Below are 13,087 nucleotides of genomic sequence, written 5' to 3' on the forward strand. Positions count from 1 at the left end.
ACGGTGTTCCAGTAATGAATGTTGGCATTTCCCCAGGCGGTGGGTTTCTTGTAGTACACCTGCAGGTTCCCGTTCGCCTGCGCCTGAACCTGCTGTTTGGTTGTGGGGGTCTGGCTCCCGCAAGAGCTGACCACCAGTGCGAGGGTCAGCAACAGTGACCCTCCCATCGTGCGTTTTGACACCATGTTGTCCCCTTCAGCCCACCTGCACCACAGGCAGCAAAATGCTGTCTGCAACCCAGATGTCAGCCTGTTTTGATTTGGTATGAATTGATTAAATACCGACCCCAACACGAAGTCAATGCTTTTCTGGAAGCATTTCCAATCACTCCATCTCCGCTCATTTTTCTCATGGTATTTTACAAATGGCATTGTGTAAGTTAGTTTCTTTTTAGCCATCTTCGCTGAAAGAACCTCAAACCTGACCAGAAACATTTCTGATGGTTGCGCAGTGCCTTCTGGGTGCAGGTGTTTTGAATTCGTTCTCAAAAAAAGATTCCCAAGAAGAACTCTGTAAGACAATTTGCGCACAATGGGAACCAACCAACAGCCTGAAGCCCTCAAAAGATTAAGGTTAGATAAAGACCAGTCGAACCTGCCTGATCCTTTGCAGGCTTCGTTTTTTCAAGAAACAAACTTCTGGCATGAAAGGATGGTGAGTTTCAATGGTTTTGTTGCAAATCTGCTGGGTGGGCACTAATCCTTTCAGAAGCTGCTTCTGCAGCCACTGGACAGGGTTTTCTGTTTACACTTTTCAGGTTTTGCTGCAAAAGCTTGAAATTCTTTCTGAATGTTCTGGATTTTTTCGGAAAGGTCTGGCAAACCTCGAAATCACCACCAACTTTGAAAACGCATTTTTTATCTTCCAGCACGCCTTTCAAGATTTTTCTGAAAGATTTCAGGGCAATTTGAGCAAACGCTCTCTTGACAACGCTTTCAAATCATGATTCACTGTATGCACACCAACTGAAAAGAACCTGAAAGCGTGTTCCACAGGGAGGACATGTGCGCGAGACTGTTACCTTAAATCATGTTGCCCGAGAAGCTGGAGTTTCCCCCAGCACCGTCTCGCGGGTGATCAATGGCACTGCCCAGGTGGCTCCTGAGAAGCACAAAGCCGTTCTGGAAGCCATTCAGCGTCTTGGTTACAGCCCCAACGTCCTCGCCAAAGGTCTGGCACAGGGAAAATCTCTCAGCATTGGTGTGGTGACCCAGGAAATCTCCAGCCCGTTCTACGGAGAAATCCTCAAAGGCATCGAGCAGGGTCTGGACGGCAGTCCTTACCACCCCATTTTTGCCAGTGGACACTGGCGCGCCGACCGCGAGAAAGAAGCCCTGCGGGTGCTCAGCGGCAGACGTGTAGACGCCATGATCGTCCTGGACGGTCTGGTTCCCGAACGCGAACTGCTTCTGCTTGCCAAATCCATGCCCATCATCGTGATCGGACGCCGCATCAAAGGCATGGAAAGGCACTGTCTGGACATCGATCACACCCAGGGGGCCTACATGGGCACCCGGCACCTGATCGAACTGGGACATTCCCGCATCGCCCACATCTCCGGCCCACTGCACAACAAGGCCGCGCATGATCGCTACCAGGGCTACAAAAAAGCCATCCAGGAAGCCGGTTTGCAGCTCGATCTTGACCTGGTGGTGGAAGGCAATTTCACCGAGCAATCGGGTGTTCTGGCCATGGACGCCCTGTTTTCCAAGACCCGCAATTTCACTGCGATCCTGGGAAGCAACGACCAGATGGCCTTCGGGGCAAAGCTCGCCCTCTACCGCAGAGGCATCCGTGTTCCACACGACATTTCTCTGGTGGGTTTCGATGACCTGCCCGGCTGCTCTTACATGACGCCCCCCCTCACCACCGTGCGTTTCCCGACCCTGGAATTTGGTCGTGAAGCCGCCAGGGTGATCCTGCTCATGCTGGAAAACAGGCCCTACACCCTGCACAATTTCCAGTCCCAGCTCATTGTTCGTGAATCCACAGCGCTTTTGCGCTGAGTCCGCAAGGCTCTTTCACGGAGGTTTCAGGTTCCATGACATAGAACCCACCTGAAAGCGGTTTCAACTGGTCAAACGTTTGCTCTAAAGTCGTCTCAACATTCTTGAAGAGGAATGAAGTGGAGGAAAGTATGAAGAAAGCTCTCGGTCTGTTTGTTGTTCTTGCCCTCGGTAGTGCCGCTCAAGCTGCCACCCTCACCATCAACTGCTTCTCCAACCTGAACGAACCCATCGAAGCAGCCATCCCCATGTGGAAAAAGCTGCACCCCGATGTGGACATCAAGGTCAACACCCTGAACTACGGTGACCACCACAACGCCCTCACCACCGCCCTGGCCACCGGCTCCGGCGCTGGCGACGTGGCCTGCGTGGAAATCGGCTTCGTGGCCAAGTTCGGCGAATCCGGCGGTCTGGAAGACCTGACCAAATCCCCCTACAGCGCCAAGCAGTACCAGAACCTGATCACCGGTTACGCATGGGCTCAAGCCTCCAACCCCGACGGTGGCATGTTCGTGTTCCCCGTGGACATCGCTCCCGGCACCCTGTTCTACCGCGACGACATCCTCAAGAAAGCCGGCGTCAGCACCGCCAGCCTGACCAAGAGCTGGGAAAGCTACATCGATGCTGGTAAGAAGATCAAAGCCGCCACTGGCGCTTACCTGCTGCACAACGCTGGCTTCATTGCCCGTGCTTACGTCCGCGCCAACATCGCCGCTGGTGAGAGCCTCTACTTCGACGCCAAAGGCAACCCTGTCCTGAACAGCGCCCGTTTCGTGAAAGCCGCTCAACTGGCCAAAGCTGCCCGTGACGCCAAGATCGACGCCAACGTCGGTGAGTGGAGCCCCGAGTGGACCGACGGACTGAACAAAGGCAAGATTGCCACCCAGCCCTTCGGCGCCTGGTTCGAAGGCACCATGCACGGCGTTGTGCCCGAAACCTCCGGCAAATGGCGCGCTGCTGACCTCCCCGGCAAGAGCTACGCCACCTGGGGCGGAAGCTTCCTGGCCGTGCCCAAGCAGAGCAAGCAAAAAGACCTGGCCTGGGAATTCATCAAGTTCTACGCCCTGAACAAAGACGTGCAACTGAACTCCTTCAAAGCCATCTCCGCCCTCCCCTCCCTCAAAGCTGCCCAGAACAGCCCCCTGATGCGCCAGCCCGTTGAGTTCCTGGGTGGCCAGACCACTGCCCGCACCATGTGGGTCCGTGCAGCCAACAACACCCGTCCCTTCGATGCCAACAAGTACGACGCTGTGGCTGACGACGCTTTCGGCGCTGCCCTCACCAAGATCCTCAACGATGGCGCTGACATCAAGGGCGCTCTGGACGAAGCCCAGGCCCTGGTTGAGCGTCGCGTCAAGCGCGGAAACTAAGCACCTGACTTTTTAGTGCTCTCCTCCCCAAAGCCTCTAGAAGGGGGGCTTTGGGGAGACAACCTTGAGAGCTGTTCAGCAAGCAGCAGCCATTCTGAACAATCAGTGCGCTTTCTCGGACAGCCTTCACCAGAAAGGTGCAAGAGGGTAAGGAGTTTTTATGACCACCACCACCAAAAAAGAGATACAACGGAAGTCCTTCAACTGGAACACTTTCCAGAAGGATGCTGCTCCATACGTTTTTGTCAGTCCGTTTTTTATTCTGTTCGCCATTTTTGGCCTGCTGCCCATCGTCTTTTCGCTGGTGCTGGCTTTCAGCAGCTGGAACTCCGCCGCTGGTCTAAGCACCATGAAATTTGTCGGACTCTCCAATTTCACCTACGTGCTGGCTGAGCCCGAGTTTCGCACCACCATCTACAACACCCTGTGGATCGCCATCGTTTCCGGCCTTCCCCAGCACATGGTGGCCATTCCTCTGGCTTACATCCTGCACACCCAGGTCAAACGCTTCAAACACTTCTTCACTGCAGCGTTCCTGGTGCCTTACGTCACCTCCACGGTGGCCATCGCCATCGTGATCTCGGTGCTGTTCAGCGAGCAGCGCGGCATCGTCAACCAGTTCCTGCTGTGGCTCAACGATTTCCCCATCCTGGGTTCCATCATCCCTGACAAAGACGGTGAAAACTACATCAAGTGGACGTTTGACCGCAACTATACCAAGCCCCTGCTGTGCATTCTGATTTTCTGGCGTTACTTCGGCTACAACACCGTGCTGTACCTCGCCGGTCTGCAGACCATCAGCAGTGACATCTACGAAGCCGCTGAAGTGGACGGCGCTTCCCGCATCCAGCAATTCTGGTACATCACCCTGCCCCTGTTGCGCCCCATCGCCTACTTTGCCACCATCGGCACCGTGGTCGGAAACCTCAACCTGTTTGACGAAGTGCTGATCCTGCTGTCTGGACCACCCGCCGGTGGACAGGACCACAGCGGTGAAACCATTGGCTATTACCTTTACTACAATGCGTTCATTGCCAACGACATGGGTGCTGCTGCTGCAGTGGCCTGGCTGCTCTTCATCCTGGTTCTGATCATCACCGTTCTCACCAACCTGGCCTTTGGACGCAGCGCCAACAGCACGGAGGCTTGAACATGACCACTTCTTTAAACAAACCCACCAAAGTCCGTTCCCTGGAACAACGCGCACTGGGCGGAAAGCTCGCTCTCAACGGTGTGTTGCTGTTCATGGCCATCTTCACTCTGGCCCCTCTTTACCTGATGTTCGTGCTGGCCACCTACGCTAAAGGGCACACCTTTGACCTGCCTGTGCACACCTGGTTCGGTACAGACATGCCTCTGAATTACCAGATCCTGCTGGAAAAAGCCAATTTCTGGCGTGCTTTCTGGAACAGCACCTACATCTCCATCATGAGCGTGGCCTTCACCCTGTTCTTCTGCTCTCTGGGCGGTTACGCCTTCGCCATGTACGAGTTCAAAGGCAAGAAGATCATGTTCGGTCTGCTGCTGGGCACGGTGCTGATTCCCGGTCTGCTGGGTCTGGTGCCTTACTACCTGATCATGCAGCAAATCGGCTGGGTCGGAAAACCCATCGCGCTGTACTTTCCCGGTGCTGCCAACGCTTTCGGCATCTTTCTGATGCGCCAGTACATCATCTCCTCCATCCCCAAAGAACTGATGGAAGCTGCCCGCATCGACGGTTGCTCTGAATTCCGCATCTACTGGGCCGTGGTGCTGCCCCTGCTGGGTCCCGTGATGGCCACCCTGGGCCTGACCACCCTGATTGGTTCCTGGAATGCTTTTTCCAACGCCCTGGTGATGCTGCGTGAACAGGAAACCTTCACGCTTCCCCTGGTGCTGCGCAGCCTGCAGGGCCTGAGCACCACCGAATGGGGAGCATTGCTGCTTGGCACCTCCATTGCCACCATTCCCCTCCTGATCCTCTTCGTCTTCACTTCACGCCAACTGGTTTCCGGGATCACCTCCGGGGCAGTGAAAGGGTAAGGAACTTTCAGATGACTGTCAAATCCGCCGATCCGATTCAAAAAGTTTCTGCTCTGGGCATGCCCCAGTTCCCCACAGGGTTTGTGTGGGGCACGGCCACCAGCAGCTTCCAGATTGAAGGTGCAACCTTTGAAGGGGGGCGCAGTCCCAGCATCTGGGACACCTTCTGCGCCACCGAAGGCAAGATCATTGACCAGACCAACGGAGAGGTGGCTTGCGACCACTACCACCTGTGGGAACAGGACCTGGATCTGATCAAGAGCCTGGGAGTGCAAGCCTACCGCTTCTCCATCGCCTGGCCACGCGTGATTCCCAGCGGCAAAGGTGAAATCAACCAGGAAGGCCTGGACTTCTACGAGCGCATCGTGGACGGCCTGATCGAGCGCGGCATCGAGCCCCACGTGACCCTGTACCACTGGGATCTGCCCCAGTGCCTGCAGGACATTGGAGGCTGGGAAAACCGCGATGTGGCCTATTACTTTGCAGATTATGCAGCTGTGGTTGCTGATCGCCTGGGCAGCCGCGTCAAGAGTTACGCCACCTTCAATGAGCCCTGGTGCGTGTCCATCCTGTCCAACGAACTGGGGCACCACGCTCCCGGCAAGTTCGACCGCAAAGCTGCACTGGCCGTGGCCCACCACCTGCACCTCGCACACGGTCTGGCCCTGCAACGCCTGCGAACCATGAACCTGACCAGCCAGCTGGGCATTGTGCTGAACCTCACCCCTGCCTACGCTGCCAGTGAAACTGAAGCCGACAAAGCCGAAGCCTGGCTTGCCGATGGCAAGGGCAACCGCTGGTTTTTAGACCCCATCCTGAAAGGTTCTTACCCCCAGGACGTGTGGGACCACTACAGCGAAGACGTGCGCCCCACCGTGCTGCCCGGAGACCTGGCCCTGTCTTCACAGCCCATTGATTTCATGGGGATCAACTATTACACCCGTGCTTTTGTGTCCACGGCAGACCAGCAACTTCCCGCAGACACCAAGTACACCGACATGGGCTGGGAAGAATACCCCTCTGGCCTCAGTGATTTGCTGATCCGCCTGCACAAGGACTACAACCTGCCTGACATCTACATCACCGAGAACGGCGCAGCTTACCCGGACAAGGTGGCAGACGACGGCCAGGTGCATGACACCGACCGCATCAATTACCTCTCCGAGCACTTCAAAGCTGCCCACAAAACCATCGAAGCCGGAGTGCCCCTGAAGGGTTACTTCGTGTGGTCCCTGATGGACAACTTTGAGTGGGCCTTTGGGTACAGCAAACGCTTCGGGGTGGTCTATGTGGACTACGAAACCCAGCAGCGCATCCTGAAAGACAGTGCATTATGGTATCAGGACTTCCTGAAACAGCAATAACCCCTGCTGGGCCGCAAGCCCACAGGATCCAGAACCCCGTTTTGCGGGGTTTTAATCCTGATCCCAGCATTCTGCGGGTCGGTGAGGACTTCTATCTGGCGACCTCCACCTTCGAGTGGTTTCCCGGAGTGCAGATCCACCACTCCCGCGATCTGGTGAACTGGAAACTGCTGACCCGCCCTTTGAATCGCACTTCCCAGCTGGACATGCTGGGCAATCCTGACTCTGGTGGCATCTGGGCACCCTGTCTGACCCACGATGGTGAGAGGTTTTACCTGATCTACACCGATGTGAAACACTGGGGCAATTTGAGGGAGCCTTTCAAAGACACCCACAATTACCTGGTGACCGCAGAAAACATCGAAGGTCCCTGGAGTGAACCCATTTACCTGAACAGCAGCGGTTTTGACCCCAGCCTCTTTCACGATGATGACGGCAGAAAATGGCTGGTCAACATGCTGTGGGACTGGCGCAAAGGCAAAAACCCCTTCGCCGGAACCGTGTTGCAGGAATACGATGCCGTGCAGCAGAAACTGGTCGGACCCATCAAGAAGATCTTTTCTGGTTCTTCCATTGGCCTGACCGAAGGCCCCCACATCTACAAAAGAGGTGACTTCTATCACCTGATGGTGGCTGAAGGCGGAACCAGTTACGACCATGCGGTGACCGTGGCCCGTTCCAGAACCCTGGATGGTCCTTACGAACTGGATCCCCAGACGCCCCTGCTGACCTCCAGAAACCATCCAGAGCTGCCCATCCAGAAAGCCGGTCATGCCAGCCTGACAGACACCCCATCTGGCGAATGGTACCTGGCCCACCTGTGTGGCAGACCCCTGGAAACCGGAACGCTGGGACACTGCTTGCTGGGTCGGGAAACCTCCCTGCAAAAGGTGGAATGGACTGAAGAGGGCTGGCTGAGGCTGGTTTCGGGCAAGAACACCCCTGAACAGGACGTTCCTGCGCCCCAACTTCCTGCCCACCCCTGGCCAAAAGAGCCTGAGCTGGACGGCTTTGATTCTCCAACCCTCAACCTGCACTTCCAGAGCCTGCGCATTCCTGTGACAGAACACTGGCTGAGCCTCTCTGAAAGACCCGGTTTCCTGCGTCTGAAAGGACAGGAATCCCTGCTCTCCAGACACAGACAGAGCCTGATCGCCAGAAGGTTGCAAGCTTTCAGAGCAGAAGCAGAAACCTGTGTGGAATTTTCACCCGAAAGCTTCCAGCAGATGGCAGGTCTGGTTGCTTTCTACGATGTGCGCCACTGGGTTTACCTGCGGGTCAGCTTCAGTGAAGAAAATGGCAGAAACCTGCAACTGCTGCAGTGCGATGCAGGCAAATACGATGAACCCACCACAGAAATTCCTCTTGATCCACACCAGCAAAAAGTCTGGATGCGGGTGACTTTCCAGCACGACACCTTCCACTTCAGTTACGCCCTGGATGGTCAGAACTGGACCCGATTGGGGCCTGATTTCCAGTCCAGCAAGCTCTCCGATGACTACGTGAATGGTCTGGCTTTCACGGGCGCTTTTGTGGGCATGTGTGTCCAGGACCTCGGCGGCACCCGCAAAGCCGCTGACTTCGATTTCTTCCGCTATACCGAGCTGGAATGAGATCTGATTTTCCGAGAAAGGAGGAGAACCCATGCATCTGAAAGCGCTTTCCAGTCAAAACAACGTTCCAGTGAAGGGTTTCCCATCCTCCTTTCCTGAAAATCATCACCTTTCAACTCCACCAGTAAGCCCTTCTTTTTCAAGAAACAGAAAAAATCTGTTTCACAGCACAAAAAGAGAACAGCCTTTTCCCCAGAGATCCCTTTTCGTGGATCAACTTTTCAGAACCGTCTGGCCTTCCTGACATTTCTCAGGTCATTTTGAGGCCAAAAATCCGCCAGAAGTCCTCTTTTTAAGATGACGTTTTCAAGCCCTCTCCCCTCTCCTTCTGGAGAACCCGATCACGGGCAGGCGTTGCGGCAGATGCCTCCTCTGAGCGTTTTAACGAAGTCTGGTTCTCACTCCTTTCCTTCTCTTCAAGCGGCAGTCTGCGGTGCGAGCGGCAAATCCACCGCAGACAACTTTTTTGTCTGGTCTGCAGCACCCTGAATCCAGTGCGTTTTCATACACCTGAAAGCCAAAAGTTTTACCCTGTTACTGATGATTCGGTATGAAGTTGCACTCCCCCTGCTGATCCTGGCCCTGCTTGGTGTGGGTCTGGTGGCGGTCAGTTCTGCAGCCACCCCTGCAGATTTTCAAAAACAGATTCTGGGCATCGGCATCAGTCTGGTTCCCATGGGCATTTTGTGGGTCACGGGCAGAGAACGTCTGTACCGTTTCTCTTTTCTGATTTACGGTCTGGCTTTGCTCTTGCTGGTCGCCACCATGGTGATTGGCCGCGAGGTCAACGGTTCCCGCAACTGGCTGGTGATTGGCCCTCTGCAATTCCAGCCTCTGGAAATTGCCAAACTGGCCCTGATCATCACCCTTGCAAGGGTGATGAAAGGTGGTTATCAGGGTCTGAGGAGTTACTTCTTTCCCCTGCTCTTGTTCCTGCCCATCCTGGGATTGGTGATCAAAGAAGATTTCGGGGGAGCCATGGTGCTCAGCGGAATCTTTGCAGGCATGATGCTGGTGTACCGCATTCCCATCTGGCATTTTCTGGCGGTGGTGGTGGCGGTGGCCATTGCTTTTCCCACGGTGGTCTATCCGAAATTGCAGCCTTACCAGCAGCAACGCCTGACCATCTTCATCAACCCCATGAAAGATGCCCGCAACTATGGCTACCAGCAGGTGCAGGGCATGATTGCCATTGGATCAGGGGGCCTGATGGGCAAGGGCTACAAGCAGGGCACCCAGACCCAGAACGGCTTTGTGCCTTTCCCTCACACCGATTTTATTTTTGCAGCCTGGGCTGAAGAGCAGGGTTTTGTGGGGGCCATCTTCCTGCTGGTGCTGTTTGGGGCGCTGTTCTGGCGGCTGGCAGTGATGGGCGGAGAAAGCCCGCACTTGCAGGACCAGTTGCTGTTTGCAGGGGTGCTGGGCCAGATGGGGGCCCAATCCCTGGAAAACATGGGAGCCACCATGTCCCTGCTGCCCCTGACCGGTATCACCCTCCCTCTGGTGTCTTACGGCCTGAGTTCCCTGATTTCGGTGCTCTCCACGCTGGCCATGGCTTACGTGATTCATCGGGACCGTTACAACAGCATTTGAGAGAGCGATCAGCCATCAGCCATCAGCTGTCAGCAAAACATGAGAGAAGCCAGGTGCTTTTTCAGCAGGGAGGTTGACAAGTCCCAGCGGTCTGCAAAGGTTTCTGCTGCGTACTGAAAACTGTGAACTGAAAACCCGCCCTAAGCCGTCTGGCTTACCCTCAATTGTGAGCTTCCACGGCTTTGGAAAGTGGATCAAAACAGTAAAGTGTTCCCGATCAACTGCCATTTTTTAAGGAGCGAAACATGGAATACCGCAAACTGGGCAGAAGTGGCCTGAAGGTCAGCGAAATTTCTCTGGGAGGCTGGGTGACCTTCGGAAACCAGGTGACAGACACCGATTTGACCCGAGACATCATCCTGAAAGCCTACGAGTCGGGCATCAACTTCTTTGATCAGGCTGATGTGTACGCTGGAGGCAAATCCGAAGAAATGATGGGGAATGTCCTGAAAGAACTCCCCCGTCACCGTCTGGTGATCTCCAGCAAGGTCTACTGGCCCATGTCCGATGATGTGAACGACCGGGGCCTGAGCCGCAAGCACATTCTGGGCAGCATTGACCGCAGCCTGAAGCGCCTGCAGACCGAATACCTGGACATTTACTTTGCCCACCGTTATGACCTGGAAACCCCCATCGAGGAAACCGTGATGGCTTTCGATCAGGTGGTGCGGGATGGCAAAGCCCTTTACTGGGGGACCAGCGAATGGACCGCAGCCCAGATTGCCGAAGCCGTGGCCTTTGCAAAAGCCAACGGCCTGCATGCCCCCGTGGTCGAGCAGCCCCAGTACAGCCTGATGTACCGGGACCGGGTGGAGAAGGAAATCCTGCCCTACACCGACCCGCACGGTCTGGGGCTGGTGGTCTGGAGCCCTCTGGGCATGGGCATGCTGACCGGCAAGTACGACAACGGCATTCCCGAAGGCACCCGCATGGCGCAGAACGAGGGTTTCGCCAAACGCTTCGTGACCGATGAAAACGTGGAGAAGGTCAGGCAATTCAAAGCCATTGCCGATGACCTGAACCTGACCCGCAGCGAACTGGCCCTGGCCTGGGTGCTGCGTCAGAAGGGGGTGTCAAGCGCCATCATCGGAGCAACAAAAGTCAGCCATGTGGAAGACAACATCCGGGCTGCTGGCGTGAAGCTTTCTGATGATGTGCTGGCCCGCATTGAGACCCTCTTTCCAGGGAAAACCAGCGTCTACTGAGCCCTCCCACAAACAGAAAAGCCGCCAGTTGGCGCCTTTTCTGTTTGTGCTGCTCTGTCTGACCGGATCAATCCAGCATTTTCAGTAGGTCGGCCATCACTTGCATTTCCAGGTCGCTGATCTTGTTGGGCTCGGCATTGAAAAGGCCACCCTCTCTGGCGGCCCCGGCCACCCGACTCAGCACTTTGCCCAGGAAATCTGTGTAAGCACGGTAAATTTCGCTGTTGCTCTTGCGTTCCAGCAGGCCGCGCACCATCAGGATCTGTCCCTGGGCCAGGGATTTGAGTTCTGTGCCGTTGGTGCCGCGTTTTTCGTCCAGCAGGCCCCGTTTGAGCACTTCGGACTTCAGATACACGATCACGGCGTGGTCGTCTGCCGTTTCCTCAAAGCAGTTGGCCAGAACGCGGTATTCTTCCTGCACCCCCGTCCAGCCAGAAGCATGGGCGTGGGCCACGGTCAGGCCTGCCAGAATCGGGGTGGTCAGCAGGACATTCCAGTCCTGGTCGTCAAAGTTGTATTCCACAAGGTGCTGGGGTTTGAGGTCCATGACCGGATCTTACTGCTTTCAGCAGAGGTCAGCAACCTGGACCTGGGTGATTCATTCTGGGTCCAGAGCGCGAGAAAGCTCCTCAATCACCGCGCGTTCCTGGGGGCTGATGTTCTGGGTCTGCGAACCCAGGATGCCCCCTTCTCTGGCCGCATCTGCCACCCTTTCCATCAGGTTTTTGATGAATTGCAGATAAGCAGTCTGGGAGGGCTCATCCAGACGGTCTGGCAGAACAGCAGACAGGTTTCTGAGCACCTGCAGGGTGCGTTCCCTGATCTCAGCAAAGGATTTCTGGCGTTCTGGACCAATCAGATCCTGGGCCAGGATGGATTTTTTCACCTCGACAATCAGGGAATGGTCGTCTGGCACAGGGGCAAGACAGGCTTTCAGGCTCCTGAGTTCTTCCAGGCTGCCCAGCCATCCCGAAGGGTGCGCGTCCATCACGGTGATTCCGGCCAGCACCGGGGCTTCGCAGAGCTCTTCCCATTCATAGGCAGAGAAATTCAGGCTGTAATCGGGGGTGTTCATCCTGAGTGCATCTTACTGCTGCTGCAGTTTCTGCAAAAGGGGTTTCAGCCCTTGACCCCTTAAACTGAATCCATGATGGAAAAACCAGCAGAGAAACCAGAGAAGTCTGCTTTCCAGAAGATGCGCCTGAAACCCGGGCACCAGATTCAGGTGTTTGGAAATCCCAGTCCCAGACCCGAGGAATGGATTGAAGCCAACACCACCGAAAAGCCTGATGCTGTGCTGGTTTATCTGCACAACCAGAGCGAGCTTGATGGTTTGCTGGATGCCATCAAAGCAGCGACCAGCAGCAAAACCCTTTTGTGGCTCCTTTATCCCAAAGGCAACAAAACCTTCAACCGGGACACCCTTTACACCCACCTGAAACCGCTGGGACTCGAAGGCATCGGGATGGTTTCTGTAGACAGAGTCTGGTCTGCCATGCGTTTTAAAGTGTTAGACTGACCGTCATGTCAGGACTCATTGTTGAAAAACTGCACGAAGGCAACGGCCCCCAGCTTCAGAAGGGCCAGACGGTGCGGGTGCATTACACCGGCACCCTGGAAAACGGCAAGAAATTTGATTCTTCCCTGGACCGCGGTGAACCCCTGGAATTTCCTGTGGGCATCGGTTACGTCATTGCCGGGTGGGACCAGGGCCTGCTGCAACTCAAAGTGGGAGACAAGGCCAAACTCACCATTCCTGGTGATCTGGCTTATGGCCGCCATGGCATTCCCGGCGTGATTCCCCCCAATGCCACCCTGATTTTTGATGTGGAAGTGGTCGGGGTCAAGTAAACCAGGTTTTGCAGATCTCCCCTCTCCTGATCGGAGAGGGTTTTCTGTTTGAGGGGTGCGAAA

Annotated in this window: 14 protein-coding genes; 10 read left to right on the top strand and 4 right to left on the bottom strand. The window is 55.4% G+C overall.

What is annotated here, in order from left to right; all coding sequences use genetic code 11:
* Positions 1 to 185 (bottom strand): hypothetical protein (locus tag IEY52_RS13625; RefSeq protein ID WP_189003255.1); only part of this gene is annotated, 185 nt, incomplete at its 3' end.
* Positions 186 to 661: 476 nt separating this feature from the next.
* Positions 662 to 880 (bottom strand): hypothetical protein, encoded by a 219-nt coding sequence (locus tag IEY52_RS13630; RefSeq protein ID WP_189003256.1) that lies wholly within the window; start codon positions 878 to 880, stop codon positions 662 to 664.
* Positions 881 to 1,004: 124 nt separating this feature from the next.
* Here IEY52_RS13630 and IEY52_RS13635 point away from each other — a divergent pair, with 124 nt between their 5' ends.
* From IEY52_RS13635 to IEY52_RS13670, 8 genes are all read left to right on the top strand, one after another.
* The gene (locus IEY52_RS13635; protein WP_189003257.1) at positions 1,005 to 2,006 is read left to right on the top strand and encodes a LacI family DNA-binding transcriptional regulator; all 1,002 of its coding nucleotides are present in this window, start codon (positions 1,005 to 1,007) and stop codon (positions 2,004 to 2,006) included.
* A gap of 131 nt (positions 2,007 to 2,137) precedes the next feature.
* On the top strand, positions 2,138 to 3,376 hold the full coding sequence (locus tag IEY52_RS13640) for an ABC transporter substrate-binding protein (RefSeq protein ID WP_189003258.1): 1,239 nt from the start codon (positions 2,138 to 2,140) through the stop codon (positions 3,374 to 3,376).
* A gap of 160 nt (positions 3,377 to 3,536) precedes the next feature.
* Positions 3,537 to 4,526, top strand: coding sequence for a carbohydrate ABC transporter permease (locus IEY52_RS13645; protein WP_189003259.1), 990 nt, complete (start codon positions 3,537 to 3,539; stop codon positions 4,524 to 4,526).
* A gap of 2 nt (positions 4,527 to 4,528) precedes the next feature.
* Positions 4,529 to 5,398 carry a carbohydrate ABC transporter permease gene (locus tag IEY52_RS13650; protein ID WP_189003260.1) on the top strand — a complete coding sequence of 290 codons (870 nt, stop codon included), beginning with the start codon at positions 4,529 to 4,531 and terminating at the stop codon, positions 5,396 to 5,398.
* An 11-nt stretch (positions 5,399 to 5,409) separates the two neighbouring features.
* Positions 5,410 to 6,762, top strand: coding sequence for a GH1 family beta-glucosidase (locus IEY52_RS13655; RefSeq protein ID WP_189003261.1), 1,353 nt, complete (start codon positions 5,410 to 5,412; stop codon positions 6,760 to 6,762).
* Positions 6,732 to 8,375 carry a glycoside hydrolase family 43 protein gene (locus tag IEY52_RS13660; RefSeq protein ID WP_189003262.1) on the top strand — a complete coding sequence of 548 codons (1,644 nt, stop codon included), beginning with the start codon at positions 6,732 to 6,734 and terminating at the stop codon, positions 8,373 to 8,375. The genes IEY52_RS13655 and IEY52_RS13660 overlap by 31 nt, the downstream gene beginning before the upstream one ends.
* Before the next feature lie 540 nt (positions 8,376 to 8,915).
* On the top strand, positions 8,916 to 9,968 hold the full coding sequence (locus tag IEY52_RS13665) for an FtsW/RodA/SpoVE family cell cycle protein (RefSeq protein WP_189003263.1): 1,053 nt from the start codon (positions 8,916 to 8,918) through the stop codon (positions 9,966 to 9,968).
* Positions 9,969 to 10,213: 245 nt separating this feature from the next.
* On the top strand, positions 10,214 to 11,173 hold the full coding sequence (locus IEY52_RS13670; RefSeq protein ID WP_189003264.1) for an aldo/keto reductase family protein: 960 nt from the start codon (positions 10,214 to 10,216) through the stop codon (positions 11,171 to 11,173).
* 67 nt (positions 11,174 to 11,240) lie between these two features.
* On the opposite strand, the gene IEY52_RS13675 is transcribed toward IEY52_RS13670, so the two are convergent.
* A complete protein-coding gene (locus tag IEY52_RS13675) occupies positions 11,241 to 11,720 on the bottom strand; it encodes a hypothetical protein (RefSeq protein ID WP_189003265.1) in 480 nt (159 codons plus the stop codon).
* 51 nt (positions 11,721 to 11,771) lie between these two features.
* On the bottom strand, positions 11,772 to 12,248 hold the full coding sequence (locus IEY52_RS13680; RefSeq protein WP_189003266.1) for a hypothetical protein: 477 nt from the start codon (positions 12,246 to 12,248) through the stop codon (positions 11,772 to 11,774).
* A 72-nt stretch (positions 12,249 to 12,320) separates the two neighbouring features.
* On the opposite strand from IEY52_RS13680, the gene IEY52_RS13685 reads away from it, so the two are divergent.
* Both IEY52_RS13685 and IEY52_RS13690 read left to right on the top strand, forming a co-directional pair.
* Complete coding sequence (locus IEY52_RS13685; protein WP_189003267.1) at positions 12,321 to 12,692, top strand: hypothetical protein; 372 nt, start codon at positions 12,321 to 12,323, stop codon at positions 12,690 to 12,692.
* Between the two features lie 5 nt (positions 12,693 to 12,697).
* Positions 12,698 to 13,024: an FKBP-type peptidyl-prolyl cis-trans isomerase gene (locus IEY52_RS13690; RefSeq protein ID WP_189003268.1), complete on the top strand. Its 327-nt coding sequence runs from the start codon at positions 12,698 to 12,700 to the stop codon at positions 13,022 to 13,024.
* Positions 13,025 to 13,087 lie beyond the last annotated feature (63 nt).

The sequence above is a fragment of the Deinococcus roseus genome (assembly GCF_014646895.1).
GTDB lineage: Bacteria > Deinococcota > Deinococci > Deinococcales > Deinococcaceae > Deinococcus_C > Deinococcus_C roseus.